A 24,786-nucleotide genomic window follows, 5' to 3' on the forward strand; every position below is an offset into this window, starting at 1 on the left:
CCGGAAGCAAGCTGCTAGGATGAATAGCGCTTGCTCGGATGGCTACGTGTAGCGAAGTTGTAGTTTGACTACATGTAGGGCTAAAGCACAGGTTTCATGCGGGTTTAACTGCCAGCCCGATCTGTCGAAACATGGAAAAGTGCGTGACTTTCTGTAGAAAAACTACAAGAATGTGCCGCCTTTCCGAGACCCAAGATCCATCCGTCGCGCCGACCGCGTGATGGTTGTCAGACCACGAGAACTACGGAGTCCAGCATGGGATACCAAAAGATCCAGGTGCCTGCTACCGGTGACAAAATCACCGTCAATGCCGATATGTCCCTGAACGTCCCGAACAACCCGATCATCCCCTTCATCGAAGGTGATGGTATCGGCGTCGACATCAGCCCAGTCATGATCAAGGTGGTTGATGCCGCCGTTGCCAAGGCCTACAACGGCACTCGCAAGATCTCCTGGATGGAAGTCTACGCTGGCGAGAAGGCCACCCAGGTCTATGACCAGGACACCTGGCTGCCGAAAGAAACCCTGGAAGCGGTACGTGACTACGTCGTTTCCATCAAAGGCCCGCTGACCACTCCGGTCGGTGGTGGCATCCGCTCCCTGAACGTGGCTCTGCGCCAGGAGCTGGACCTGTATGTCTGCCAGCGTCCTGTTCGCTGGTTCGAAGGCGTGCCAAGCCCGGTCAAGAAGCCGGGTGACGTGGACATGATCATCTTCCGTGAGAACTCTGAAGACATCTACGCCGGCGTCGAGTGGAAAGCTGGCTCCCCCGAGGCCGAGAAGGTCATCAAGTTCCTCACCGAGGAAATGGGCGTCAAGAAAATCCGCTTCACCGAAAACTGCGGCATCGGCATCAAGCCGGTTTCCCTGGAAGGCACCAAGCGCCTCGTGCGCAAGGCCCTGCAGTACGCCGTGGACAACGATCGCAGCTCCGTGACCATCGTCCACAAAGGCAACATCATGAAGTTCACCGAAGGTGCCTTCAAAGAGTGGGGCTACGAAGTCGCACGTGATGAGTTCGGTGCCGAGCTGCTGGACGGCGGCCCGTGGATGCAGTTCAAGAACCCGAACACCGGCAAGAACATCGTGGTGAAAGACGCCATCGCCGACGCCATGTTGCAGCAGATTCTGCTGCGCCCGGCCGAGTACGACGTCATCGCCACCCTGAACCTGAACGGTGACTACCTGTCCGACGCCCTGGCGGCCGAAGTGGGTGGTATCGGTATCGCTCCGGGTGCCAACCTGTCCGACACCATCGCCATGTTCGAAGCGACTCACGGCACCGCGCCGAAGTACGCTGGCCAGGACAAGGTCAACCCGGGTTCGGTCATCCTCTCTGCTGAGATGATGCTGCGCCACATGGGTTGGGTCGAAGCTGCTGACCTGATCATCAAGGGCACCAACGGTGCCATCGCTGCGAAGACCGTTACTTACGACTTCGAGCGTCTGATGGACGGTGCCACGCTGCTTTCCTGCTCTGGCTTCGGCGACGCCACCATCGCTCACATGTGAGATTGATGGCGTGACAAAAAGGCCGGTCATCGTGACCGGCCTTTTTTATGCCCTAAGGAATTGGGCTCAAGCCTCGACCGTGCTGCCCTGGGGGAGGCTGGCAGTGGCGGCAGGTGCTTCGGAATTCGCCGTGACCGTACTGATGTTCACGGCGTGCAGGCCTTTGGGGCCCTGGATGATATCGAAGCTTACCGGTTGGCCAGCTTTCAAGGTTTTATAGCCATCCATCTGAATGGCCGAATAATGGGCGAACAGGTCCTCATCTCGGCCGTCAGCGAGGATAAATCCATAGCCCTTGGCGTTGTTGAACCACTTGACCTTACCGCTAACCATGCTGATATCCCTCTGCAAAGGACTCCATCACTGGAGTATCATCCACTTCGACCCCGCGCCCGCTTCGGCCATATGGACGAGGGTGCGGAACCCCTGATACCCGTAGGTGGGTATCCATTGTTTGTAACACCGTTTTGCCTTTAGTCAAGGCAATGCAGCGGCCAGCTGAGAAGCGGGTCAAAGTCCATGGGACGTCCCATTTCGTCTACCAAGAAGCTTTATTCCAGCATGCATGCAAGCAGCCAGATTCGACTAACATTCAATCAGGATCGCCCTGAGCATCATGGGGACGACGACTCCGGTCTGTTGGTCCAGGAAGCCAAGCCGATCCTGCAGGCGCCACCCATGTATAAGGTGGTCATGTTTAACGATGACTACACACCGATGGATTTCGTGGTGGAAGTTCTAGAGGTGTTCTTCAGCCACAACCGCGAGGCAGCGACCAAGGTCATGCTGACCGTCCATACCGAAGGGCGGGCGGTCTGTGGAGTGTTTACACGCGATATTGCTGAAACCAAGGCGATGCAGGTGAATCAATACGCGAGAGAGAGTCAGCATCCGCTACTCTGTGAGATCGAGAAGGACGGTTAACGCCGACCGCTTGGGTATGAGGTGAAGCTATGTTGAACCGTGAGCTCGAAGTCACCCTCAATCTTGCCTTCAAGGAGGCCCGTGCCAAGCGTCATGAATTCATGACGGTCGAGCATTTGTTGCTGGCCCTTCTGGACAATGAGGCAGCCTCCGCAGTGCTGAAGGCCTGCGGGGCGAATCTGGACAAGCTGCGGCATGATCTACAGGAATTCATCGACTCCACCACGCCGCTGATCCCTCAGCATGACGAGGACCGCGAAACCCAGCCCACGCTCGGGTTTCAGCGCGTATTGCAGCGCGCCGTGTTCCACGTGCAGAGCTCCGGCAAGCGTGAAGTCACGGGCGCCAACGTGTTGGTGGCCATCTTCAGCGAGCAGGAAAGCCAGGCGGTGTTCCTGCTCAAGCAGCAGAGCGTCGCCCGTATCGATGTCGTCAACTACATCGCCCACGGCATCTCCAAGGTGCCCGGCCATGGCGAGCAGCATGATAGCGAGCAGGAAATGCAGGATGACGAAGGTGGGGAGTCTTCTTCCGCTGGGCATCCGCTGGATGCCTATGCAAGCAATCTGAATGAACTGGCGCGCCAGGGGCGGATCGACCCGCTGGTCGGTCGCGAGACCGAGGTGGAGCGTGTCGCGCAGATCCTGGCGCGACGCCGCAAGAACAACCCGCTGCTGGTGGGTGAGGCGGGGGTCGGCAAGACGGCGATCGCCGAAGGCCTGGCCAAGCGCATCGTCGACAACCAGGTTCCCGAGTTGCTGGCTGATAGCGTCGTCTATTCCCTCGACCTGGGGGCCCTGCTGGCGGGCACCAAGTACCGCGGTGACTTCGAGAAGCGCTTCAAGGCGCTGCTCAACGAGCTGCGCAAGCGCCCCCATGCGATCCTTTTCATCGATGAGATCCACACCATCATTGGTGCGGGTGCGGCATCGGGCGGGGTAATGGATGCGTCCAATCTGCTCAAGCCGCTGCTGTCCTCCGGGGAGATCCGTTGCATCGGCTCGACCACCTTCCAGGAATTCCGCGGCATCTTCGAGAAGGATCGCGCCCTGGCGCGTCGCTTCCAGAAGGTCGATGTAAGCGAGCCGTCGGTTGAAGACACCGTGGGCATCCTCAGGGGGCTCAAGGGCCGCTTCGAGCAGCACCACCACATCGAGTACAGCGACGAGGCTCTGCGGGCTGCTGCTGAGCTCGCTGCGCGCTATATCAACGATCGGCACATGCCGGACAAGGCCATCGACGTTATCGACGAGGCGGGGGCCTATCAGCGCCTGCAGCCGGAAGACAAGCGTGCTCCTCGTATCGATGTTGCGCAGGTCGAGGATATCGTCGCGAAAATCGCGCGGATTCCTCCAAAGCACGTCAACAGTTCCGACAAGGAATTGCTGCGTAACCTCGAGCGTGACCTGAAGCTGACCGTATTCGGCCAGGATGCCGCCATCGACTCGCTGTCGACGGCCATCAAGCTCTCCCGGGCGGGCCTCAAGTCGCCGGACAAGCCGGTGGGTTCCTTCCTCTTCGCGGGCCCCACGGGTGTCGGCAAGACCGAAGTTGCCCGCCAATTGGCGAAAGCGATGGGTATCGAGCTGGTGCGCTTCGACATGTCCGAGTACATGGAGCGGCACACTGTGTCACGCCTGATCGGTGCGCCTCCCGGGTACGTAGGTTTCGACCAGGGTGGCTTGCTCACCGAAGCCATCACCAAGATGCCGCATTGCGTGTTGCTGCTCGACGAGATCGAAAAGGCGCACCCCGAGGTCTTCAACCTGCTGCTGCAGGTGATGGACCACGGCACGCTGACCGACAACAACGGGCGCAAGGCGGACTTCCGTAACGTCATCGTCATCATGACCACCAACGCCGGTGCCGAGACCGCTGCGCGTGCCTCCATCGGCTTTACGCATCAGGACCATTCGTCCGATGCCATGGAGGTCATCCGCAAGAGCTTTACGCCGGAGTTCCGCAACCGCCTGGATACCATCATCCAGTTCGGTCGCCTCAGTCACGAAACCATCAAGAACGTGGTCGACAAGTTCCTCACCGAGTTGCAGGCGCAGCTCGAGGACAAGCGCGTCCAACTGGTGGTTAGCGACGAGGCGCGTGGCTGGCTCGGCGAGCGGGGTTATGACGTGCAGATGGGTGCCCGCCCGATGGCGCGCTTGATTCAGGACAAGATCAAGCGTCCGCTGGCGGAGGAGATCCTCTTTGGTGAGCTGGCCGAGCACGGCGGTGTCGTGCACATCGACGTCAAGGATGGTGAGCTCGAGTTCGATTTCGAGACCACTGCCGAAATGGCCTGACGATGGAGCAACGCAAAAAGCCCGGCTAGTGCCGGGCTTTTTGTTGTGGATCTGTCAGCGGGCGCGGTAGGTGATGCGGCCTTTGCTCAGATCGTAGGGGGTCAGTTCAACGCGAACCTTGTCGCCGGTGAGGATGCGGATGTAGTTCTTGCGCATTTTTCCAGAAATATGCGCGGTGACGACGTGCCCGTTTTCCAACTCCACGCGGAACATGGTGTTAGGCAGGGTATCGATGACAGTGCCTTCCATTTCGAAGCTGTCTTCTTTCGACATGCAGTAAAGCCCTCGGTATCAATGATTGGCCGGGTGCAAACGGCGCCTGGCAAAAACGGCGTGCATTGTGCCCGAAAATTGCACCGTAAGCCAAGAGTTTCAGGTGAGGGTGACCCAGCGCTGGTTGACGAAGAGCTCGATGGGGCGGTACTGGGTCTTGTAGTTCATCTTCCGGCAGTTCTTGATCCAGTAGCCGAGATAGACCGCCTGGAGACCCAGGCGCAGTGTTTCTCCGATCTGCCAGAGAATGGCGAAGCGGCCGAGGCTGCGGCGCTCCTCCGACGGGTCGTAGAAGGTGTAAACGGCGGAGAGACCGTTGGGCAGGACATCGGTGACCGCTATGGCAACCAGGCGGCCGTCCAGGCGGAACTCGTAAAAGCGCGAGAAGGGCAGGTCGCGAACCAGGAAGGTGGAGAACTGGTCGCGGCTCGGCGGGTACATGTCGCCATCCGCGTGGCGCTCTTCGATGTAGCGGACGTAGAGGGCGTAGTACTCCTCGTTGAAGGTCGGGCGCACGGCGCGGACTTCGATATCGGTATTGCGCTTGAGGATGCGCCGCTGCTGGCGGCTGGGGGCGAAGGCTTCTGCGGGGATGCGCGCGGGGACGCAGGCGGTGCAGCGCTGGCAGTGGGGGCGGTAGAGGTGGTCGCCGCTGCGGCGAAAACCCATTTCCGAGAGCTCGGCGTAGACCTCCACATCCATCGGCTGACTGGGGTCGAGGAACAGTGTCGTGGCCTGTTCCTCGGGCAGGTAGCTGCAAGGATGCGGTTGAGTGGCATAGAACTTCAGGCGAGCCAGCTCGGTCATGGTCGAATCTCGAAAAAGCCTTCCGCAAGTGTAAGCCAGGCTTGGCGACTCGCCTAGGCAACGACCCAGTCAGCGCTGTTGGGTTGGTCGAGATAGAGCTGCAGGTAGCGCGAAAACTTCTCGCGGCTGATGGGGCGGGCGCCGAAGCTGTGCAGGTGCTGGGTCGGCATCTGGCAGTCGATGAGTACGAAGCCCCAGCGGGACAGGTGCTGGGTCAGGGTGACGAAGCCCACTTTGGACGCGTTGTCGGTGCGGCTGAACATCGACTCACCGAAGAACAGCTTGCCCATGGCGAGTCCGTACAGGCCACCTACCAGCTCGTCTTCCAGCCAGACCTCGACCGAATGCGCGACGCCGCGGCGGTGCAGTTCCAGATAGGCGGCCTGCATCGGCGTGGTAATCCAGGTGCCGTCCGCGTAGCTGCGTGGCCCGGCGCAGGCCTGGATGACGGCGGCGAAATCCTGGTCGAAGGTGATGCGGAAGCGCTGCTGGCGCATCAGCTTGGCCAGGCTGCGGGAGATATGGATTTCCTGGGGCGGCAGGACGGTGCGGGGGTCTGGTGACCACCAGAGTATCGGCTGGCCATCCTGGAACCAGGGGAAGCAGCCGTGGCGGTATGCCTGGACCAGGCGCTCCGGGGAGAGGTCGCCACCCGCGGCCAGCAGGCCGTTCGGCTCGCGCAGGGCGCGCTCCAGGGGTGGGAAGATGAGGTTGTCGCGGCTCAGCCAGGTCAGCATGGAGGAGGGGAGGGCGGCGCGGATAGGCGCCGCCTCAGGGCCTTAGTTGTCGTCGAGGAATTTTTCGGCGTCCAGCGCGGCCATGCAGCCGGCGCCAGCGGAGGTGATGGCCTGGCGGTAGACGTGGTCGGCTACGTCGCCGGCGGCAAACACCCCTTCGATGCTGCTAGCGGTGGCGTTGCCTTCGGAGCCGCCGCGTACCACCAGGTAGCCGTCGCGCATTTCCAGTTGGCCCTGGAAGAGCTCGGTGTTGGGCTTGTGGCCGATGGCGATGAATACGCCAGCCAGGGGCATTTCACGGGTTTCGCCGCTGGTGGTGTCCTTCAGGCGCACACCGGTGACGCCGGTGGCATCACCCAGTACTTCTTCCAGGGTGTGGTTCCAGTGCAGGCGAACGTTGCCGTTCTTGGCTTTCTCGAACAGCTTGTCCTGAAGGATCTTCTCCGAGCGCAGCTTGTCGCGGCGGTGGATCAGGTGGACTTCCTTGGCGATGTTGGAGAGGTACAGCGCTTCTTCTACAGCAGTGTTGCCCCCGCCGATCACGCAGACCACCTGGTTGCGGTAGAAAAAGCCGTCGCATGTGGCGCAGGCCGAAACGCCCTTGCCGGCAAAGGCTTCTTCGGACGGCAGGCCCAGGTATTGGGCGGAGGCGCCGGTGGCGATGATCAGGGCGTCGCAGCTATAGGTGCCGCTGTCGCCCTTGAGGATGAACGGGCGTTGCTGCAACTCTGCGGTATGGATGTGGTCGTAGACGATCTCGGTGTCGAAACGCTCGGCGTGCTTCTGCATGCGCTCCATCAGGGCCGGGCCGGTGAGGCCTTCGACGTCACCGGGCCAGTTGTCGACTTCGGTGGTGATGGTCAGCTGGCCGCCGGGCTGGATGCCGGTGATGACGACGGGTTTGAGGTTAGCGCGGGCGGCATACACGGCAGCGGTGTAACCGGCTGGGCCGGAGCCCAGGATGATCAGGCGTGAATGCTTGACGTCGCTCATAAAAAGGCCTCATAAGTCTTTGTCACAAAAGAGAATGCATGCTCAAATTGAGCGCTGCGCAAGATGTTGGCGGCTATGCTACACCGAAGCACGAATCAGCGGCAAAACGCTCCAGGCTCAATGGGCGCGCTGTCGCGCCGGGTGGTTAAGCCCGTACAATAGGCGGCATTTCCGCCAGTAACCGATTCTTGAGCGCGCCTCGGGGCGCAGGAAAAAAGGCGTTTGAAGAATTCCACGAGTACCGCCCAGACGCCCGTCTGGCGCCAGCAATTGCATTACCGCCTCAAGGAAGGTGCGCTGATCGCGCTGGGCGCGTTGTGCCTTTACCTGTGGATGGCGCTGCTCACCTACGATTCCTCCGACCCGGGCTGGACCCACACCAGCAACGTCGAGCAGGTGCAAAACGCGGCGGGCCGCCTCGGCGCCTGGTTCGCCGACATCCTGTTCATGGCCCTGGGCTACTTCGCCTATATCTTCCCGTTGCTGCTGGCGATCAAGACGCTGCAGGTGTTCCGTCATCGCCACCAGGCTATCGACTGGAGCGGCTGGCTGTTCTCCTGGCGCCTGATCGGCCTGGTGTTCCTGGTGCTTTCCGGCGCTGCGCTGGCCGATATCCATTTCCAGGACAGCGTCGGCATGCCTGCTTCTGCTGGCGGTGCGCTGGGCGAGAGCCTCAGCCACCTGGCAGTCAATGCGCTGAACGTGCAGGGCAGCACGCTGATGTTCTTCGCGCTGTTCCTCTTCGGCCTGACGGTGTTCACCGACCTGTCCTGGTTCAAGGTGATGGACTTGACCGGCAAGATCACCCTTGACCTCATCGAGCTGATCCAGAGCCTGATCAACCGTTGGTGGAGCGCGCGCTCCGAGCGCAAGCTGCTGGTTGCCAAGCTGCGCGAGGTCGATGACCGCGTCAGCGAAGTCGCCGCCCCTGTGGTTCGCGACAGCCGCGAGCAAGCCAAGGTCAAGGAGCGCCTGATAGAGCGCGAAGAGGCCCTGGCCAAGCACATGACCGAACGCGACAAGCGCCCGGCCCCTGTCATCACCCCGCCTGCGCCGGCCAAGGCGGCCGAGCCCAGCAAGCGGGTGCAGAAGGAGAAGCAGGCTCCACTGTTCGTCGACAGTGCCGTGGAAGGTACCCTGCCGCCCATCTCCATCCTCGATGCGGCGGAGAAGAAGCAGAAGAGCTACTCCCCGGAATCCCTGGAGGCCATGTCGCGCCTGCTGGAGATCAAGCTCAAGGAGTTCGGTGTCGAGGTACTCGTCGAGTCCGTGCATCCGGGCCCGGTGATCACCCGTTTCGAGATCCAGCCCGCCGCCGGGGTGAAGGTCAGCCGCATTTCCAACCTGGCCAAGGACCTTGCGCGCTCCCTCGCGGTGATCAGCGTGCGCGTTGTGGAAGTGATTCCCGGCAAGACCACCGTGGGCATCGAGATCCCCAACGAGGATCGGCAGATCGTGCGCTTCTCCGAAGTGCTGTCCTCGACCGAATACGACGATGCCAAGTCCCCCGTGACCATGGCGCTGGGCCATGACATTGGCGGCCGCCCGGTGATCACCGACCTGGCCAGGATGCCTCACCTGCTGGTTGCCGGTACCACCGGTTCCGGTAAGTCCGTGGGTGTGAACGCCATGATCCTGTCGATCCTGTTCAAGTCCACGCCCGAGCAGGCGCGGCTGATCATGATCGACCCGAAGATGCTCGAACTGTCGATCTACGAAGGCATTCCGCACCTGCTGTGCCCGGTCGTGACCGACATGAAGGAAGCCGCCAACGCGCTGCGCTGGAGCGTGGCCGAGATGGAGCGGCGCTACAAGCTGATGGCCGCCATGGGCGTGCGTAACCTGGCCGGCTTCAACCGCAAGGTCAAGGATGCGGAAGAGGCGGGCACCCCGCTCACCGATCCGCTCTACCGTCGCGAGAGCATGGAGGACGAAGCGCCTCTGCTGAAGACGCTGCCCACCATCGTGGTCATCGTCGACGAATTCGCCGACATGATGATGATCGTCGGCAAGAAGGTGGAAGAGCTCATCGCCCGTATCGCGCAGAAGGCGCGTGCGGCGGGCATCCACCTGATCCTCGCGACCCAGCGCCCCTCGGTGGACGTGATCACCGGCCTGATCAAGGCCAACATCCCCACCCGCATGGCGTTCCAGGTTTCCAGCAAGATCGACTCGCGCACCATTCTCGACCAGGGCGGTGCCGAACAGCTGCTCGGCCACGGTGACATGCTCTACCTACCGCCGGGTACCGGCCTGCCCATCCGCGTCCATGGCGCCTTCGTTTCCGACGATGAAGTGCACCGCGTCGTGGAAGCCTGGAAGCTGCGTGGCGCGCCTGACTACATCGAAGACATCCTTGCCGGCGCCGAAGAGGGTGGTGGCTCCAGCGGTGGTTTCGATGGTGGCGAAGGCGGCGAGGGCAGCGAGGAAGACCCGCTCTACGACGAGGCCGTGCGCTTTGTCACCGAGAGCCGCAGGGCCTCGATTTCCGCCGTGCAGCGCAAGCTCAAGATCGGCTACAACCGTGCTGCACGGATGATCGAAGCGATGGAAATGGCTGGCGTCGTCACGCCCATGAACACCAACGGCTCGCGTGACGTAATCGCGCCGGGCCCGATTCGCGACTAACCCCGAACGAATTCTGATGAGGACCCCCATGCGACTGATCCGCATGCTGCTCGTTGCCGCGCTGAGTCTTGGCGCCCTGCAGGCCCAGGCCGATGACCAGGTGGCCATCGCCCGCCTGACTGAAATGCTCAACAAGGCACAGACCATTACCGGCCGCTTCTCCCAGCTGACCCTGGACGGCTCCGGCACCCAACTGCAGGAAACCTCCGGTGAGCTGGTGCTCAAGCGCCCCGGGCTGTTCCGCTGGCACACCGACGAGCCGATGGAGCAGCTGCTGGTATCCAACGGCCAGAAGGTCTGGCTGTATGACCCGGACCTGCAGCAGGTCACCATCCAGACCCTCGATCAGCGCCTGACCCATACGCCTGCGCTGCTGTTGTCGGGCGATGTGTCGAAGATCAGCGAGAACTTCGAGATCACCCACAAGGAAGGTGGCGACGTGGTCGACTTCATCCTCACGCCCAAGGCCAAGGACACCCTGTTCGACACCCTGCGCCTGTCCTTCCGCAACGGCGTGATCAACGACATGCAGCTGATCGACAGCGTCGGCCAGCGCACCAACATCCTCTTCCTCGGCGTGAAGATGAACCAGGCGATCGATGCCGCCCAGTTCGACTTCAAGGTTCCGGAAGGCGCCGACGTCATTCAGGAATAAGAGGCTTTTCGCGCAGCCATGGACCTGTTCCGTTCCGAGCCCATCGCCCAGCCCCTGGCCGCACGCCTGCGCGCCAGCAGTCTGGATGAGTACGTTGGCCAGGAGCACCTGCTGGCGCCGGGTAAGCCCCTGCGTGAGGCACTGGAGCAGGGGGCGCTGCACTCGATGATCTTCTGGGGGCCGCCGGGTGTGGGCAAGACCACCCTGGCCAAGCTTCTGGCCCAGGTCAGTGACGCCCATTTCGAGACGATTTCGGCGGTGCTCTCCGGCGTCAAGGAAATCCGCCAGTCGGTGGAGATGGCCAAGCAGCAGGCGGCCCAGTACGGTCGTCGCACCATCCTCTTCGTCGACGAAGTGCACCGTTTCAACAAGTCCCAGCAGGACGCCTTCCTCCCTTACGTCGAGGACGGCACGCTGATCTTCATCGGCGCCACCACCGAAAATCCCTCGTTCGAACTGAACAACGCGCTGCTGTCCCGGGCCCGTGTCTATGTGCTCAAGAGCCTGGACGAGGCCGCATTGCGGCGGCTTGTCGACCGTGCGTTGAATGAGGAGAAGGGGCTCGGCAAGCGCAAGCTGCGCCTGCCGGACGAGAGCTTCGCCATTCTGCTCGCCGCTGCCGATGGTGATGGCCGACGCCTGCTCAACTTGCTGGAGAATGCGGCCGACCTCGCCGAGGACGACAGCGATATCGAGCCCGAGCTGCTACAGAACCTCCTGGGTGACAGCCGCCGTCGTTTCGACAAGGGTGGCGAGGCCTTCTACGACCAGATTTCCGCCTTGCACAAGTCCGTGCGCGGCTCCAGTCCCGATGGCGCGCTTTATTGGTATGCGCGGATGATCGACGGCGGCTGTGATCCGCTCTACATCGCCCGGCGCGTGGTGCGCATGGCCAGCGAGGACATCGGCAACGCCGATCCGCGCGCTCTGAGCCTGTGCCTGGCTGCCTGGGATGTGCAGGAGCGCCTCGGCAGCCCGGAGGGCGAGCTGGCGGTGGCCCAGGCCATCGTCTACCTGGCCTGCGCACCGAAGAGCAATGCCGTCTATACCGCCTTCAAGACCGCCATGCGCGATGTCGCTGAAAACGGCTCCCATGAGGTTCCGCTGCACCTGCGTAACGCCCCGACCAAGCTGATGAAGCAGCTCGGTTATGGCGATGAGTACCGCTACGCCCATGACGAGCCGGATGCCTATGCGGCGGGTGAGGACTACTTCCCCGAAAACCTCGAGCCGCGCCAGTACTACCAGCCCGTGCCGCGTGGCCTGGAGCTGAAGATCCGCGACAAGCTGGAGCACCTGGCCGGGCTCGATGCCCGCAGCCCGAGGAAGAGGCGCCCATGATCCCCCTGGTCCTTTCCGTGGCGGTGGGGGGCATCGCCGGCACCCTGCTGCGCTTCGCCGCTGGTAATTGGGTGAACGCCCACTGGCCTCGCCACTTCTACCTCGGTACTCTTGCCGTCAATATCGTCGGTTGCCTGCTCATCGGTTTTCTCTACGGCCTGTTCCTGCAAAGGCCCGAAGTGCCCGTCGAGATCCGCGCCGGGCTGATGGTCGGCTTCCTCGGCGGCCTGACGACGTTTTCTTCGTTTTCCCTCGACACGCTGCGCCTGCTGGAAAGCGGCCAACTGCCCCTGGCCCTTGGCTATGCGGCGGTAAGCGTGCTGGGAGGCCTGTTCGCCACCTGGGCAGGCCTGACTCTGACCAAATTCTGATAGACGGGAACCTCACATGCTCGACTCCAAACTGGTACGTACCCAGACCCAGGAAGTGGCTGACCGCCTCGCCAGCCGCGGCTTCCAACTGGACGTGGCGCGCCTCGAATCCCTGGAAAACCAGCGCAAGTCCGTGCAGACCCGCACCGAGCAGCTGCAAGCCGAGCGTAATAGCCGCTCCAAGGCCATCGGCCAGGCCAAGCAGCGTGGCGAAGACATTGCCCCGCTGCTGGCGGATGTCGACCGCATGGGTAATGAGCTGGAAGAGGGCAAGCGCGAGTTGGAGAACATCCAGGTCGAGCTGGACAACCTGCTGCTGAACATCCCCAACCTGCCTCACGAATCCGTGCCGGTGGGCGAGGATGAGGAGGGCAACGTCGAAGTTCGCCGTTGGGGCACTCCGCGCAGCTTCGATTTCGAGGTCAAGGACCACGTCAGCCTGGGCGAAACCCATGGCTGGCTGGACTTCGAGACCGCCGCCAAGCTCTCCGGTGCACGCTTCGCTTTGCTGCGTGGCCCCATCGCCCGTCTGCATCGCGCCCTGGCGCAATTCATGATCAACCTGCACACCGCCGAGCACGGTTACGAAGAGGCCTACACGCCCTACCTGGTCCAGGCTCCCGCACTGCAGGGCACCGGCCAACTGCCGAAGTTCGAGGAAGACCTGTTCAAGATCGGTCGCGAAGATGAGGCCGATCTGTACCTGATCCCCACCGCTGAAGTGTCCCTGACCAACATCGTGGCTGGCGCGATCCTCGACGCCAAGCAGCTGCCGCTGAAGTTCGTCGCCCACACGCCTTGCTTCCGCAGCGAAGCCGGCGCCTCCGGTCGTGATACCCGCGGGATGATCCGCCAGCACCAGTTCGACAAGGTCGAGATGGTGCAGATCGTCGAGCCGTCCAAATCCTTCGAGGCGCTGGAGAGCCTGACCGGCAACGCCGAGAAGGTCCTGCAGCTGCTCGAGCTGCCGTACCGCGTCCTGGCCCTGTGCACCGGTGACATGGGCTTTGGCGCCACCAAAACCTATGACCTCGAAGTCTGGGTGCCGAGCCAGGACAAGTACCGCGAGATCTCCTCCTGCTCTAACTGCGGTGATTTCCAGGCTCGCCGCATGCAGGCCCGTTACCGCAACCCGGAAACCGGCAAGCCCGAACTGGTGCACACCCTCAATGGTTCCGGCCTGGCAGTCGGTCGTACCCTGGTGGCCGTGCTGGAGAACTACCAGCAGGCGGATGGCACCATCCGCGTGCCGGATGTACTCAAGCCCTACATGGGCGGTATCGAAATCATCGGTTGACCCTCATCGCTCCCGCTTCGGTGGGAGTGGCTTGAGTGCTCCCAGGCGCCCGCGTTCCGGTTCTCCCCGGATGCGGGCGTCGTTTTCCACGGCAACCACTGCAGCAAGGCTTCCCCATGGATTTCCTCCCGCTCTTCCATAACCTCCAGGGCCGCCAGGTGCTCGTCGTCGGCGGAGGCGAAGTCGCCCTGCGCAAGGCCCGCCTGCTGGCGGATGCCGGTGCGGTGCTGCGTGTGGTGGCGCCGGAGATCGACGGCCAGCTGAGTGAGCTGGTGCTGGCATCGCAGGGGCAGGCCCATCTCCGTGGTTACGAAGAGTCGGATCTCGATCAGTGCGTGCTGGCCATTGCCGCCACGGATGACGAACCGCTCAATGCACTGATTTCACAGCATGCGCAGGCGCGCGGCGTGCCGGTGAACGTGGTGGATGCGCCGGCCCTGTGCAGCGTGATCTTCCCCGCCATTGTCGATCGCTCGCCGCTGATCGTTGCCGTCTCCAGCGCGGGAGATGCACCGGTTCTGGCACGCCTGATCCGCGCCAAGATCGAAACCTGGATCCCTTCCGCCTATGGCCAGCTCGCCGGGCTCGCCAGCCGCTTTCGCAGCCGGGTCAAGGCGCTCTTCCCTGATGTGCAGCAGCGTCGGGTGTTCTGGGAGGACGTTTTCCAGGGGGCGATCGCTGAGCGCATGCTCGCCGGCCAACCGGCCGAAGCCGAGCGCATGCTCGAGGAGCGCGTGGCTGGTGGTGGAGCCAAGCAGGCATTGGGTGAGGTTTACCTGGTGGGTGCGGGCCCGGGTGATCCCGATCTGCTGACCTTCCGCGCCTTGCGTCTGATGCAGCAGGCCGATGTGGTGCTCTACGACCGCCTGGTGGCGGGCCCCATCGTCGAGATGTGCCGTCGTGATGCCGAGCGTATCTACGTTGGCAAGCGCCGCTCGGAACACGCCGTGCCCCAGGACGAAATCAATCGTCAGCTGATCGACCTGGCGCGCCAGGGCAAGCGCGTGCTGCGCCTGAAGGGTGGTGATCCGTTCATCTTCGGTCGTGGTGGCGAGGAAATCGGTGAGTTGGCCGCCAATGGCATTCCCTTCCAGGTGGTGCCTGGCATCACCGCAGCGTCGGGCTGTGCCGCCTATGCCGGGATTCCGCTGACCCACCGCGACTATGCGCAGTCGGTTCGCTTCGTCACGGGACATCTAAAGGATGGCAGCAGCGACCTGCCTTGGACCGATCTGGTGGCGCCGGGGCAGACCCTGGTGTTCTACATGGGGTTGGTGGGCTTGCCGAGTATCTGCAGCGAGCTGATCCGCCACGGGCGCGCAGCGGATACGCCGGCCGCTCTGGTGCAGCAAGGCACCACCAGCAACCAGCGAGTGTTCACCGGTACCCTCGGCGACCTGCCGCAGCTGGTCGCCGAGCACGAAGTGCACGCGCCCACCCTGGTAATCGTGGGTGAGGTAGTGCAACTGCGTGACAAGCTCGCCTGGTTCGAAGGGGCTCAGGCCGACTGAGCCACGCCCTTGCCCGGCAGGTGGTCGCGCCCATGGGGCTGGCTGAAGTCCTGCAACGGGCCGGCGGGAATGATCCCGGTCGGGTTGATGGTGCGGTGGCTGCCGTAGTAGTGGCTCTTGATGTGCTCGAAGTCCTCCGTCTCGGCCACTCCGGGCCATTGGTACAGCTCGCGCAACCAGCCGGAGAGGTTGGGGTAGTCGGCGAGGCGACGCAGGTTGCACTTGAAATGCCCGTGGTAGACGGCGTCGAAGCGTATCAGCGTGGTGAACAGGCGCCAGTCCGCTTCGGTCAGGTGGCTTCCGGCCAGGTAGCGGCGCTCGCCCAGTAGCGCTTCCAGGGCATCCAATTCATTGAACAGCTCGCCGAAGGCTTCCTCGTAGGCGTCCTGGGTGGTGGCGAAGCCTGCCCGATAGACGCCATTGTTGATCGCCGGATAGATGCGTTCGTTCAGCGCGTCGATTTCGCTGCGCAGGTGTTCCGGGTAGAAGTCCTGGCGATCATTGGTCAGGCCATCGAAGGCCGAGTTGAACATGCGGATGATCTCGGAGGACTCGTTGCTGACGATGCGCCCTTCGAATTTGTCCCACAGCAGCGGCACGGTCACGCGGCCGGTGTAGTCGGCGTCATCGTGGGTATAGCGCTGATGGAGGTAATCCAGGCCGTCGAGGGCATCGCCGCTCGATCCGTGGCTGCGATCGAAGGTCCAGCCGTTCTCCAGCATCAACCAGCTGACCACGGAAACGTCGATCAGGCTTTCGAGGCCTTTCAGCTTGCGGAAGATCAGCGTGCGGTGGGCCCAGGGGCAGGCCAGCGACACATAGAGGTGGTAGCGGCCGGGCTCGGCGGTGAAGCCACCCTTGCCGCTCGGGCCGGGCGACCCGTCAGCGGTGATCCAGTTGCGTCGGCGCGCGCTTTCACGTTGAAAGCGACCGTCTTTGGCGGTGTCGTACCACTTGTCCTGCCATTTGCCTTCGACCAGCAATCCCATGGCTCTGACCCTCTGAAGTTGGAAATTGGGCTGAGTCTAATGGTGTTGAGTCGATTGAATGGCGCAAATTCAAAGTGTCTTTGATCGACTAAAACGAACGGTCTCGATTGCTCCACAGCGCTTCCGCTTCGCTGAACGCTTCCTCCCGGGGTTTGCCCAGGCCACGAAGGGCCAGGGCCATGGTGCTGAGTATCGCCAGGCGGGCGTAGCTGTCCTCGATGCTGCCGTCCCACACGCCCAGCAACTGTGCCGCCTCGATGCGCTCGGGTTTGACATGGCGCAGGGGGGAGAGGGCCGACCACTCCTCGTCCCAGTCGCTGCCGCCCATCGTGCCGTAGAGGTGGGAGGTGGCATCCGGGTTGACCTCGATCTCTCCGCCTTCGCCCTTGATCACGATTGCCGTGTCGCCGAGCAGCCGGCTGGCTTCACGGTGCACCGTCTGATAGCCCGGATGGAAGATGCTCTGCAGCCCGCAGCGTGCGCACAGCGGGTTGAGGATGCGTGCCAGCGAGTGGATCGGCGAACGCAGGCCGAGGATGTTGCGCAGGTCGATCATGCGCTGCAGCGGTACCGACCAGGCGCCCAGCGGAATGAACGCGAGGTTCTGCTCGTCCAGTGCCTGGGCGACCTCCTGCCAGTTCGCACAGTCGGGTATGCCGAGCAGCTCCAGGCATTGCTCGGTGTAGATGCGGCCGGCCGTGTGCAGGCCGCCGCCGTGCAGGAGGATGCGCACGCCGCCATGGGCCAGTGCCTTGGCGGCCAGCAGGAACCAGGGGTGGTGGCGCTTCTTGCCCGCGTAGCTGGGCCAGTCGATGTCCACGGAGATGGCCGGGGCGTCGTTGCGCTCACGAAAGGCTTCGGTGAAGCCGGCCAGCTCTTCGGCACTTTCTTCCTTGTGCCGCAGCAGCATGAGGAAGGCGCCCAGCTGGCTGTCTTCGGTCTTGCCGTCCAGCAGCATGCCCATGGCTTCGCGGGCTTCTTCGCGGGTCATGGGGCGGGCGCCACGCTTGCCCTTGCCGAGGATACGCACGAACTGGGCGAAGGGGTGTTCAACGGGGGCGGCGGGAGTCATAGGCAATTGGTCGGCTTGGGCAGGCCGGCGAGCTTGGCGGCAAGCTTGGCCGGGGCGCCCTTGAATAGGTGGTTGAGATGCAGGCTGTTGCCCTTGTCCGGGCCGAGCTGCTGGGCGACGTACTTGATCAGTGGGCGATTGGCCGGCGACAGCTGGAATTCAGCGTAGAAGCGCCGCAGCAAATCGAGGATTTCCCAATGCTCGGCCCGTAGTGTGATTTCTTCGCGAAGGGCCAGGGCTTCAGCGACCGCCGGGGACCAGTCCGCCAGCTCTTGCAGGTAGCCGTCCTTGTCGAGCGGGATGCACTGTCCGTTGAGGTCGAGGCTGCTCATAGCCAGCTGTTCACCTTGTCGTGCTGGATACAAAGCGCCACGAACCCCGGGTAGTCGAGCGGCGTGATGCGTGAGGGCAAGACGCCGAGCGCACGCGCGGCCACATCTTCTTCCAGGGCGAAAAGGGCGATGCCGGCCGGGAGGGCTTCCAGCTGCTCAAGCGGAGCGGTCGACTGGCGCAGGGCCTGGACGGCTTCACCGCTGAGCAGCAGCGCATCCTGTTCGCCCAGCAGGCGCAGGCAGCTGGCGAAGCGGTCGTCACCGAATGGCGAATGGGAAAGAACGTGCAATGTGCTCATCAGAGGGTGATTACCTGATCATGGCGCCCGATGAGGGAACGCAGGGCTGCATCATCCAGGACCTCGACGGGAAGGTTCAGTCCGTCGGCGGTCAGGCCACGTTTGTCCAGGCTGTAGGCGCAAGCGTAGAGGGCTTCCACGCCGAACAGCGGCAGGGCCTGGAGGTTGGCGGTCAGGTCTTTCTGCTGCAGTTTTGCGGGGGCCTGGTTGTTGGCGAGCTGGAAGACGCCATCGTCCAGAAACAGCATTGCCAGCGGCAGGTCGAAGGCGCCGCCCGCCAGCGCGATGTCCAGCGCCTCACGGGCACCGGGGCCGGCCCAGGGCGCACTGCGACTGATGATCAGCATGGACTTGGCCATATCAATTCCCTCCGAAGCAGATCAGGCGGTCGGCCATCTGTGCAGCCTCATGCAGCTGGCCCAGGCCGGAGAGTTCCCACCCCGGCGCCAGGTTGGCGGCTACGCGGCCATAGCGTTCGGCCTCTTCCTGGTTGATCACGCCGCGGCGCAGGGCGGCAGCGATGCAAACCACACCGTCCAGCTGGTGCTTGGCCAGAAGATTGGCCCAGTCGCGGGCTATGTCCGGCTCGTCCTGCGGGGTCACCACATTGGCGGAGGCGCTGTGGACACCGTCCTGATAGAAGAACAGTCGGGTAATTTCGTGGCCACCGTCCAGTACGGCCTCGGCGAAGCGCAGGGCGCGGCGGGAGGAGGGCGCATGAGCGGGGGCGAAGAGGGCGATGGCGAATTTCATGAGGGTGCTTCGACACAGGATTGCTGGGCGCAATGATACGGCTTGCGTCCAGGTTTTGCAGGCAAGAAAAAGCCCGCCGAAGCGGGCTCTTGCAAGGCGTTGCTATCAGTCGTCGCCGCTCATCACGCCGAAGATCTGCAGCAGGCTGACGAACAGGTTGTAGATCGACACGTACAGGCTGATGGTCGCCATGATGTAGTTGCGCTCACCGCCATGGATGATCGCACTGGTCTGATAAAGGATGCAGACCGAGGCGAACACCACGAAGCCGGCGCTGATCGCCAGTTGCAGGCCGCTGATCTCGAAGAAGAAGCTCGCCAGCATGGCGCCGATCAGGACGAAGAAGCCTGCGGTGATGAAGCCGCCGAGGAAGCTCATGTCCTTGCGGGTGGTCAGCACGTAGGCGGACAGGCCGAAGAACACCAGGGCCGTCATGGCGAAGGCCGAGCTGATCACCTCGCCGCCGTTGGGCATGCCCAGGTAGCGGTTGAGGATCGGGCCCAAGGTGTAACCCATGAAACCGGTCAGCGCGAAGGTGGAAAGCAGGCCCCAGGACGAGTTACGCAGTTTTACGGTGAGGAAGAACAGGCCGTAGAAACCGATCAGCACCACGAAGATGCTCGGGTAGGCGACGCGCATCTGCTGCGCGATATAGGCGACCAGGCCACTGAAAGCCAGGGTCAGCGCCAGCAGCCCGTAGGTATTGCGCAGCACGCGGCTGACTTCGAGCCCGCCGGCCTGCGCCTGGTTCAGTACGTAATCTTGATCGCTCATCTGCAAAACTCCTGCAAGAAATTGGGTCCGTGACCGCAGTCGAGCGAAATGATAACAGAGGTCAGCATCGGCTCTGTTGCGAGAGTTTGACAGCGTGTTGCGTTCGGGTAGTATGGCGGCCCGCAAATGCGGAAGTGTGGCCGAGTGGTTGAAGGCAGCGGTCTTGAAAACCGCCGACGGGAAACTGTCCGTGAGTTCGAATCTCACCGCTTCCGCCATATAGTTACACCGCAAAGCCCCGTTCTTCGGGGCTTTGCCGTTTCTGGGCCTTGGCTACCTGGATCGTCTTGCGCTTAGCGGTCTTGCATCTTCAGGCATTGCCGGGCGCTCAGGTCGTGGTCGACAGGGTCGATGTCGCCCCACTGCCAGCCTTGATGTCGGGATCCTGGATCCTTCTGATGAACCATCTGCCCAGTTCGGAGAGTGAATAGACCAGCTCTGCGGCTTGGCGGCCGCCGTTATTGCTGAAGCTGGTTCTCTGGGTGAACGAGTCGTTGAGCAGGCCCTTGGCGATGAGCTCGGAGATGCACAGTGCAATCAGGTTCGGGTCGAAGGCTGTGAGCTTGGGGTCCAGCGGTATTGCATTCGGGGCGCTCTGACCCACGCTGAAGATGATGGCCTTGCCGCGTGCGTCCTGCCCCAATGCTGCAGCTTCGCGAAGGATGATGATGTGGACGTCTTCCAGCTCCCTGATGAGTTTCAGCACCTGTGAAAGCTCGTTCCAGTCAGTTGAGCTGTTCATCCATGCATGCGCGAGGATGGCGGCGAAGTAGTTGGCCTTCCTTTGGCTCGTGCTGCCCATGAGCGCTGTGATGCATACATGCAGCGCCGCCATGAATTCTTCTGACTCAGGGTCTGGGGCGTTGCGATCCACTCTTCTTGCCAGGTGCTCGAAGAGGTTGTCCAGCCGCTTGATGTTGTAGCTGGCCACATGATTGGAGGCGATTCGGTCGATCGTCCCGCCTCCCAATAGATTCACCGCCCAGACGAAATAGGGAAACAGGACGCTGTCTTCGTACTTCTTGAAGGCTTCGACGAGAACGCTGGGCTTGTTCGCGTAGGCCGTTGCGGAGCTTGAGCGTTGCTGGATCAGTTCGTTGTCACTCATGGGGTTTCCTCGTTGCAAGTACGGCGATGGTAGGGACCCGGTTGCTCCTCCTGCAACGCAACACGCCGTACTTGCTCGTGGATGACGTTCTCCGCGGCCTTGGCAGGTGCTACTTAGCCGACCAAGCAATAAAGCGCTGCTCCAACTCCTCGCCGTGGTCCAGCCAGAACTGCGCATCGACCTTCAGCGCCGGTGCGATGTTCTCTGGCGCGGTGGGGAAGTCCGCCCGTGTGGCCGGAGTAACCATGTCGAGTGCGCGAAGGTTCACTGGTCCGTTGTGCATGATCTCGGCAAAGCGTGCCTGTTGATCGGGCTGGCTGGTGAACTGCATGAATTGCAGGGCGGCGGTTTGATTGCGGCTGCCTCTGACGATGGCCCAGTTGTCCATGTCATAGAGGCTACCGGCCCAGATCACCGGGAAGTCGTAGCCATCCTTGCGCGCACCTATCGCCCTGGCGGTGTAGCCGGAGGTCATGACGACATCGCGCGAGGCCAGCCACTGTAAGGGTTGAGCCCCTGTTTCCCACCACTGGATATGGGGCTTGATCTGGTCCAGCTTGCGGAATGCGCGCTCGACGCCCTGGGGGTTCGATAGCACCTCGTAAACCTGCTCGGAGGGCACACCGTCGGCCATCAGGGCGATTTCCAAGGTGAGCTTGGCGCCCTTGCGCAGGGCGCGTTTGCCGGGGAATGCATCCAGGTCCCAGAAGTCCGCCCAGCCTTTGGGGGCGGCTGCCAGCGCCTTGGCGTCGTAGGTCAAGGCGGTCGACCAGATGAATATGCCCACGCCGCACTCGCTGATCGCATCGTCGATCAGGTCTTCGGCGTTCAATTGCTGCAGTGGTGGCAGGGGCTCAAAAAGGCCCTCTTCGCAGCCTCGCTGCAGGTCGGCGTGGTCCACCTCGACCAGGTCCCAGCTGATGGAGCCGGTTGCGACCATGGCCTTGATCCTGCCCAGTTCGCCGTTGTAGTCGTCCGAGCGCACTGAGGTGCCATGGGCTTGCTCAAAGGGCGTGTAGAACGCTGCTTGCTGGGCTTGCTTGTTCAGGCCACCCAGCGAGACGACGGTCAAAGTGGAGGCGTGGGCTTCGAGCGCCGAGATGGCAATGAAGAAAGCGACTGCTGAAGGCTTGAGCATGATCGATATCCCTTGTTCTTGTTGTCATTTCAAGGCGGAGATCAGGGCTTCTCGTCCACCGTCCGGCATGCAGGGCCATCCTAGTGATGAGCCGTCGGCGGTGCGTGGAAATAGCCTCCCGCAGGCAGGGAGGTTTTTTCCGATACATTCGCGCTCGTGAGTTCCACTGTGTTTGACGAGGATGAGCAGGGTAGGGGGCAAGCATGAGTGACTATGGCAACTATCGACTGCCGTCCCTGGATGCCATGCAGGCATTCGTGGCCGCTGCCCGCCTAGGCTCGTTCGAGCGCGCCGCCGAGGAGTTGTCGCTGACGGGCAGTGCGCTGAGAAAGCGGGTCTCCGGGCTCGAGCGGTTGCTGGGTGTGCAGTTGCTCAATCGCCGTGACGGCGCCTTGTCATTGACGGCACAGGGGCAGGTCTACCTGGAGCAGATCAGGCCGGTGATGACGCAGCTCGTGGCGATTCCCATGCACAGTCGTCTGGTGCAGCGTCGGCAGCGCCTGGCCATTTCCTGCCCGCCGACCTTCGCACGGCAAATCCTTATTCCCCGCCTGGCGGAGCATTGCCTGGCCCACCCCGGTGTCGATCTGGAAATCCAGGTGACGGCGCCGCTGAATGGCGCCGGGAATGGCGCGAGTGATGTCGATATCTTCGGCGGGTGCCCCGAGGGTTCATGTGCTCTACCGCTTCTCGATGAGTGGCTGCAGCCCCTGGCTGCTCCGCAGTTGCTGGCCCGGCTCTCGGTGCCCGGCAGCGCACCGGATTTCAATCGCCTGCCACTTCTTCGTTCTCCCCTGGAGCCCTGGCGGCCTTGGTTGGCAGCTGCCGGGCTGTCCCTGCCGGAGCCTGACCAGGGGCCTGCGCTGCTCGACCTGGGCATGATGCTGGAGGCTGCGGCCAATGGTCAGGGCGTGGTCCTCGCCCGGCCTTCGCTGGCTCGCCCGTGGTTGGCGGACGGGCAACTGGTACCCCTTGGGCGTGTGCGCAGTCGGCCTTCCTACCACTACGAAGCGGTGCTGCTGAAGGCCTCACCGGCTGCCGATGCGTTCCTGGTGTGGCTGAGGTCGATCTGCAGAGAGGCGGTGACCCAGTCGCAGGCGCGGATGAATGAGCTGCTCGCGGAATAATCCGCCTGGGTAGCGGGAATTCTTTTCCTCATTCGCCACAGGCTGGCTCGCTAGCATCCTCCCCGATTGCCCGAGGAGGATTGCATGCCCACCATCACCTGTGTCGAAGACCTTCGTGCGCTGGCCCGTCAACGCGTTCCGAGAATGTTCTACGACTATGTCGATGCCGGCTCCTGGACCGAGACCACCTACCGGGAGAACCAGGCTGACTTCGCTCGGATCAAGTTACGCCAGCGTGTCGGCCGCGATATCGAGCATCGCTCGTTGGCGACCCGGATGCTTGGCGTCGACATGGCCATGCCGCTGGCCATCGCGCCCACCGGCCTGGCCGGCATGCTGCACGCCGACGGCGAGATACTGGCGGCACGAGCAGCAGCGCGTGCGGGTATCCGCTACACCTTGTCGACGGTCAGCATCTGCTCCCTGGAGGACATTGCCGACGCGGTCGGTGCGCCGTTCTGGTTCCAGCTCTATGTCATGCGGGACCGTGGGTTCGTCGGTAGCCTGATCGACAGGGCCAAGGCTGCTGGCTGCGACGCGCTGGTGCTGACCCTCGACCTGCCGCTGAGCGGTCAGCGGCACAAGGATCTGAAAAACGGCTTGAGCACGCCGCCTCGGCTAACCGCCGCCAATCTGCTGGATATCCTCTGCAAGCCCCGCTGGGCTGCGGGTATGTTGCGTACCCGGCGTCATCACTTCGGCAATGTCATGGGCCATGTGAAAGGGGTGGATGATCTGCATCGGCTGGCCGACTGGACCCTGGAGCAGTTCGACCCGAGCTTCAGCTGGAGCGATATCGCCTGGATCAAGCAGCGTTGGGGCGGCAAGTTGGTGCTCAAGGGTATTCTCGACGCGGAGGATGCTCGTATCGCCGCCAGCCTCGGCGCCGACGGCTTGATCGTCAGCAACCACGGTGGCCGTCAGCTGGATGGAGCACCTTCGAGCATCAGTGCGTTGCCCGCCATAGCCGAGGCGGTGGGTGAGCAGTCGGAGGTCTGGCTGGATGGCGGCATTCGCAGCGGGCAGGACGTGATCAAGTCCCTGGCCCTCGGCGCTCGCGCCGCATTGATCGGTAGGGCGCATCTCTATGGCCTCGGCGCCTTGGGGGAGGAGGGGGTCGACAAGGTGCTGGAAATCATCGGCCGAGAAATGGACCTGACGCTGGCGCTATGTGGCTACCAGGATGTCCGTGAACTCGATCATCGCATCCTGGTTCCGGGAAGCTTCCCATTGCCGTAGATGAAATGCCCGGTAAGACATAGCCTCCTGCCATGACTGGCTTCCGGGTCGAGCCGGCGTGGAGAATCCTTGCCTCGGATCGTCGCATCGGAGCGCGATGTCGCATGCAGGGATGATCATGAAACACATGCCGGAAAAGCGTGAAGCAACGCTGGATGGGCAGCGCCAGGCTGGCTGACACGGCGCACTCCATAAGACGAAATAAGCAACGAGCGCGAGACGCTGGCGCAGATTGCGGCGGCGCCTGGCTTTTCGCCGATCCCGCTGCGGGCGCTATCGGGCGCGCGGCGGCCTCCTGCCTGGCTGATGTCCGCCGAAGCCGTCGCCTTGTGGACATGCAACCAGCTTGGGTTGTCCGCGCTTTCTCCTTGTGGTCAGCGGTTGCTGGCGGCCCGCAGTGGGCATTTCCCGCAGATGTCCGAGCCTGGGGGCGTATTGCAGGTTTTGCAGCAACGCATCGAGGCCGCAGATTCTCGCTAAGGCGAGGCCGGCCACGCGCTTTCGGTTCGCTGGTCGCCCGATTGCAGCCATAACTTTCAGGCGGTGCTGTGATGTGCCACCTTGAGAGTGCGTCTCCCTGCCTGGTGCTCGATTGTCAGCCCCTAT

The 24,786-nt window shown here is 62.6% G+C and carries 25 protein-coding genes and 1 tRNA gene; 12 read left to right on the top strand and 14 right to left on the bottom strand.

From position 1 onward, the window contains the following. Window positions 1–255: 255 nt before the first annotated feature. Window positions 256–1,512 carry an NADP-dependent isocitrate dehydrogenase gene (icd, locus tag PSm6_RS23610; RefSeq protein ID WP_021219020.1) on the top strand — a complete coding sequence of 419 codons (1,257 nt, stop codon included), beginning with the start codon at window positions 256–258 and terminating at the stop codon, window positions 1,510–1,512. A gap of 66 nt (window positions 1,513–1,578) precedes the next feature. Here icd and cspD read toward each other — a convergent pair whose 3' ends face one another. Continuing rightward, complete coding sequence (cspD, locus tag PSm6_RS23615) at window positions 1,579–1,845, bottom strand: cold shock domain-containing protein CspD (protein ID WP_111262174.1); 267 nt, start codon at window positions 1,843–1,845, stop codon at window positions 1,579–1,581. A gap of 228 nt (window positions 1,846–2,073) precedes the next feature. Between cspD and clpS the strand changes: the two genes are divergently transcribed. Both clpS and clpA read left to right on the top strand, forming a co-directional pair. Then, on the top strand, window positions 2,074–2,436 hold the full coding sequence (gene clpS / locus PSm6_RS23620; RefSeq protein WP_021219018.1) for an ATP-dependent Clp protease adapter ClpS: 363 nt from the start codon (window positions 2,074–2,076) through the stop codon (window positions 2,434–2,436). Window positions 2,437–2,465: 29 nt separating this feature from the next. Further along, entirely contained in the window at window positions 2,466–4,736 is a 2,271-nt protein-coding gene (gene clpA / locus PSm6_RS23625; protein WP_043241728.1) for an ATP-dependent Clp protease ATP-binding subunit ClpA, read from the top strand. Window positions 4,737–4,790: 54 nt separating this feature from the next. Here the strand turns inward: clpA and infA are convergent, their stop codons facing one another. The 4 genes from infA to trxB all read right to left on the bottom strand — a co-directional run bounded on the left by infA (window position 4,791) and on the right by trxB (window position 7,546). Then, window positions 4,791–5,009 carry a translation initiation factor IF-1 gene (infA, locus tag PSm6_RS23630; protein WP_016492441.1) on the bottom strand — a complete coding sequence of 73 codons (219 nt, stop codon included), beginning with the start codon at window positions 5,007–5,009 and terminating at the stop codon, window positions 4,791–4,793. Window positions 5,010–5,108: 99 nt separating this feature from the next. After that, on the bottom strand, window positions 5,109–5,816 hold the full coding sequence (locus PSm6_RS23635) for an arginyltransferase (protein ID WP_021219016.1): 708 nt from the start codon (window positions 5,814–5,816) through the stop codon (window positions 5,109–5,111). Window positions 5,817–5,869: 53 nt separating this feature from the next. Continuing rightward, window positions 5,870–6,553 (bottom strand): leucyl/phenylalanyl-tRNA--protein transferase, encoded by a 684-nt coding sequence (aat, locus tag PSm6_RS23640; protein ID WP_265168403.1) that lies wholly within the window; start codon window positions 6,551–6,553, stop codon window positions 5,870–5,872. Window positions 6,554–6,595: 42 nt separating this feature from the next. Beyond that, complete coding sequence (gene trxB / locus PSm6_RS23645; protein ID WP_021219014.1) at window positions 6,596–7,546, bottom strand: thioredoxin-disulfide reductase; 951 nt, start codon at window positions 7,544–7,546, stop codon at window positions 6,596–6,598. 222 nt (window positions 7,547–7,768) lie between these two features. On the opposite strand from trxB, the gene ftsK reads away from it, so the two are divergent. From ftsK to cysG, 6 genes are all read left to right on the top strand, one after another. Further along, window positions 7,769–10,174 carry a DNA translocase FtsK gene (gene ftsK / locus PSm6_RS23650; protein WP_021219013.1) on the top strand — a complete coding sequence of 802 codons (2,406 nt, stop codon included), beginning with the start codon at window positions 7,769–7,771 and terminating at the stop codon, window positions 10,172–10,174. A gap of 28 nt (window positions 10,175–10,202) precedes the next feature. Next, window positions 10,203–10,829, top strand: a complete 627-nt coding sequence (gene lolA / locus PSm6_RS23655; RefSeq protein ID WP_021219012.1) for an outer membrane lipoprotein periplasmic chaperone LolA — start codon at window positions 10,203–10,205, stop codon at window positions 10,827–10,829. 18 nt (window positions 10,830–10,847) lie between these two features. After that, a complete protein-coding gene (locus PSm6_RS23660; RefSeq protein ID WP_021219011.1) occupies window positions 10,848–12,170 on the top strand; it encodes a replication-associated recombination protein A in 1,323 nt (440 codons plus the stop codon). Then, window positions 12,167–12,541: a fluoride efflux transporter CrcB gene (gene crcB, locus PSm6_RS23665; RefSeq protein ID WP_021219010.1), complete on the top strand. Its 375-nt coding sequence runs from the start codon at window positions 12,167–12,169 to the stop codon at window positions 12,539–12,541. Before PSm6_RS23660 ends, crcB begins: the two co-directional genes overlap by 4 nt. Before the next feature lie 16 nt (window positions 12,542–12,557). Beyond that, window positions 12,558–13,838 (top strand): serine--tRNA ligase, encoded by a 1,281-nt coding sequence (gene serS, locus PSm6_RS23670; protein ID WP_021219009.1) that lies wholly within the window; start codon window positions 12,558–12,560, stop codon window positions 13,836–13,838. A gap of 116 nt (window positions 13,839–13,954) precedes the next feature. Continuing rightward, window positions 13,955–15,349: a siroheme synthase CysG gene (gene cysG, locus PSm6_RS23675; protein ID WP_265168404.1), complete on the top strand. Its 1,395-nt coding sequence runs from the start codon at window positions 13,955–13,957 to the stop codon at window positions 15,347–15,349. Here cysG and PSm6_RS23680 read toward each other — a convergent pair. From PSm6_RS23680 to PSm6_RS23710, 7 genes are all read right to left on the bottom strand, one after another. Beyond that, window positions 15,337–16,338: a glutathione S-transferase family protein gene (locus PSm6_RS23680; RefSeq protein ID WP_265168405.1), complete on the bottom strand. Its 1,002-nt coding sequence runs from the start codon at window positions 16,336–16,338 to the stop codon at window positions 15,337–15,339. The genes cysG and PSm6_RS23680 overlap by 13 nt on opposite strands. Before the next feature lie 88 nt (window positions 16,339–16,426). Beyond that, window positions 16,427–17,410, bottom strand: a complete 984-nt coding sequence (locus PSm6_RS23685) for a glycosyl transferase family protein (RefSeq protein WP_265168406.1) — start codon at window positions 17,408–17,410, stop codon at window positions 16,427–16,429. Then, entirely contained in the window at window positions 17,407–17,742 is a 336-nt protein-coding gene (locus PSm6_RS23690) for a TusE/DsrC/DsvC family sulfur relay protein (RefSeq protein WP_021219005.1), read from the bottom strand. The genes PSm6_RS23685 and PSm6_RS23690 overlap by 4 nt, the downstream gene beginning before the upstream one ends. Then, a complete protein-coding gene (gene tusB, locus PSm6_RS23695; protein ID WP_265168407.1) occupies window positions 17,739–18,041 on the bottom strand; it encodes a sulfurtransferase complex subunit TusB in 303 nt (100 codons plus the stop codon). Before tusB ends, PSm6_RS23690 begins: the two co-directional genes overlap by 4 nt. Then, on the bottom strand, window positions 18,041–18,400 hold the full coding sequence (gene tusC, locus PSm6_RS23700) for a sulfurtransferase complex subunit TusC (protein ID WP_265168408.1): 360 nt from the start codon (window positions 18,398–18,400) through the stop codon (window positions 18,041–18,043). Before tusC ends, tusB begins: the two co-directional genes overlap by 1 nt. Before the next feature lies 1 nt (window position 18,401). Further along, the gene (tusD, locus tag PSm6_RS23705) at window positions 18,402–18,794 is read right to left on the bottom strand and encodes a sulfurtransferase complex subunit TusD (protein WP_021219002.1); all 393 of its coding nucleotides are present in this window, start codon (window positions 18,792–18,794) and stop codon (window positions 18,402–18,404) included. Window positions 18,795–18,899: 105 nt separating this feature from the next. Continuing rightward, on the bottom strand, window positions 18,900–19,568 hold the full coding sequence (locus PSm6_RS23710; RefSeq protein ID WP_265168409.1) for a Bax inhibitor-1/YccA family protein: 669 nt from the start codon (window positions 19,566–19,568) through the stop codon (window positions 18,900–18,902). A gap of 130 nt (window positions 19,569–19,698) precedes the next feature. Here PSm6_RS23710 and PSm6_RS23715 point away from each other — a divergent pair. After that, a tRNA-Ser gene (locus tag PSm6_RS23715) sits at window positions 19,699–19,786 on the top strand. 110 nt (window positions 19,787–19,896) lie between these two features. Here PSm6_RS23715 and PSm6_RS23720 read toward each other — a convergent pair. Both PSm6_RS23720 and PSm6_RS23725 read right to left on the bottom strand, forming a co-directional pair. Beyond that, a complete protein-coding gene (locus PSm6_RS23720) occupies window positions 19,897–20,676 on the bottom strand; it encodes a hypothetical protein (protein WP_265168410.1) in 780 nt (259 codons plus the stop codon). Between the two features lie 109 nt (window positions 20,677–20,785). Beyond that, the gene (locus PSm6_RS23725) at window positions 20,786–21,814 is read right to left on the bottom strand and encodes an ABC transporter substrate-binding protein (RefSeq protein ID WP_371876961.1); all 1,029 of its coding nucleotides are present in this window, start codon (window positions 21,812–21,814) and stop codon (window positions 20,786–20,788) included. Window positions 21,815–22,017: 203 nt separating this feature from the next. Between PSm6_RS23725 and PSm6_RS23730 the strand changes: the two genes are divergently transcribed. Beyond that, on the top strand, window positions 22,018–22,941 hold the full coding sequence (locus PSm6_RS23730) for a LysR substrate-binding domain-containing protein (RefSeq protein WP_265168411.1): 924 nt from the start codon (window positions 22,018–22,020) through the stop codon (window positions 22,939–22,941). Window positions 22,942–23,025: 84 nt separating this feature from the next. Continuing rightward, a complete protein-coding gene (locus tag PSm6_RS23735) occupies window positions 23,026–24,180 on the top strand; it encodes an alpha-hydroxy acid oxidase (RefSeq protein WP_265168412.1) in 1,155 nt (384 codons plus the stop codon). Window positions 24,181–24,786: the final 606 nt, after the last annotated feature.

Source organism: Pseudomonas solani (genome assembly GCF_026072635.1).
Lineage (GTDB): Bacteria > Pseudomonadota > Gammaproteobacteria > Pseudomonadales > Pseudomonadaceae > Metapseudomonas > Metapseudomonas solani.

Coding starts and splice junctions, on each gene's coding strand:
- PSm6_RS23635 (WP_021219016.1), bottom strand. CDS start 5,816: ATGACCGAGCTGGCTCGCCTGAAGTTCTATGCCACTCAACCGCATCCT.
- PSm6_RS23730 (WP_265168411.1), top strand. CDS start 22,018: ATGAGTGACTATGGCAACTATCGACTGCCGTCCCTGGATGCCATGCAG.
- cspD (WP_111262174.1), bottom strand. CDS start 1,845: ATGGTTAGCGGTAAGGTCAAGTGGTTCAACAACGCCAAGGGCTATGGA.
- PSm6_RS23735 (WP_265168412.1), top strand. CDS start 23,026: ATGCCCACCATCACCTGTGTCGAAGACCTTCGTGCGCTGGCCCGTCAA.
- tusB (WP_265168407.1), bottom strand. CDS start 18,041: ATGAGCACATTGCACGTTCTTTCCCATTCGCCATTCGGTGACGACCGC.
- PSm6_RS23710 (WP_265168409.1), bottom strand. CDS start 19,568: ATGAGCGATCAAGATTACGTACTGAACCAGGCGCAGGCCGGCGGGCTC.
- cysG (WP_265168404.1), top strand. CDS start 13,955: ATGGATTTCCTCCCGCTCTTCCATAACCTCCAGGGCCGCCAGGTGCTC.
- PSm6_RS23690 (WP_021219005.1), bottom strand. CDS start 17,742: ATGAGCAGCCTCGACCTCAACGGACAGTGCATCCCGCTCGACAAGGAC.
- PSm6_RS23680 (WP_265168405.1), bottom strand. CDS start 16,338: ATGGGATTGCTGGTCGAAGGCAAATGGCAGGACAAGTGGTACGACACC.
- infA (WP_016492441.1), bottom strand. CDS start 5,009: ATGTCGAAAGAAGACAGCTTCGAAATGGAAGGCACTGTCATCGATACC.
- clpS (WP_021219018.1), top strand. CDS start 2,074: ATGCATGCAAGCAGCCAGATTCGACTAACATTCAATCAGGATCGCCCT.
- PSm6_RS23685 (WP_265168406.1), bottom strand. CDS start 17,410: ATGACTCCCGCCGCCCCCGTTGAACACCCCTTCGCCCAGTTCGTGCGT.
- clpA (WP_043241728.1), top strand. CDS start 2,466: ATGTTGAACCGTGAGCTCGAAGTCACCCTCAATCTTGCCTTCAAGGAG.
- tusC (WP_265168408.1), bottom strand. CDS start 18,400: ATGGCCAAGTCCATGCTGATCATCAGTCGCAGTGCGCCCTGGGCCGGC.
- aat (WP_265168403.1), bottom strand. CDS start 6,553: ATGCTGACCTGGCTGAGCCGCGACAACCTCATCTTCCCACCCCTGGAG.
- PSm6_RS23660 (WP_021219011.1), top strand. CDS start 10,848: ATGGACCTGTTCCGTTCCGAGCCCATCGCCCAGCCCCTGGCCGCACGC.
- serS (WP_021219009.1), top strand. CDS start 12,558: ATGCTCGACTCCAAACTGGTACGTACCCAGACCCAGGAAGTGGCTGAC.
- trxB (WP_021219014.1), bottom strand. CDS start 7,546: ATGAGCGACGTCAAGCATTCACGCCTGATCATCCTGGGCTCCGGCCCA.
- PSm6_RS23725 (WP_371876961.1), bottom strand. CDS start 21,814: ATGCTCAAGCCTTCAGCAGTCGCTTTCTTCATTGCCATCTCGGCGCTC.
- crcB (WP_021219010.1), top strand. CDS start 12,167: ATGATCCCCCTGGTCCTTTCCGTGGCGGTGGGGGGCATCGCCGGCACC.
- tusD (WP_021219002.1), bottom strand. CDS start 18,794: ATGAAATTCGCCATCGCCCTCTTCGCCCCCGCTCATGCGCCCTCCTCC.
- icd (WP_021219020.1), top strand. CDS start 256: ATGGGATACCAAAAGATCCAGGTGCCTGCTACCGGTGACAAAATCACC.
- PSm6_RS23720 (WP_265168410.1), bottom strand. CDS start 20,676: ATGAGTGACAACGAACTGATCCAGCAACGCTCAAGCTCCGCAACGGCC.
- lolA (WP_021219012.1), top strand. CDS start 10,203: ATGCGACTGATCCGCATGCTGCTCGTTGCCGCGCTGAGTCTTGGCGCC.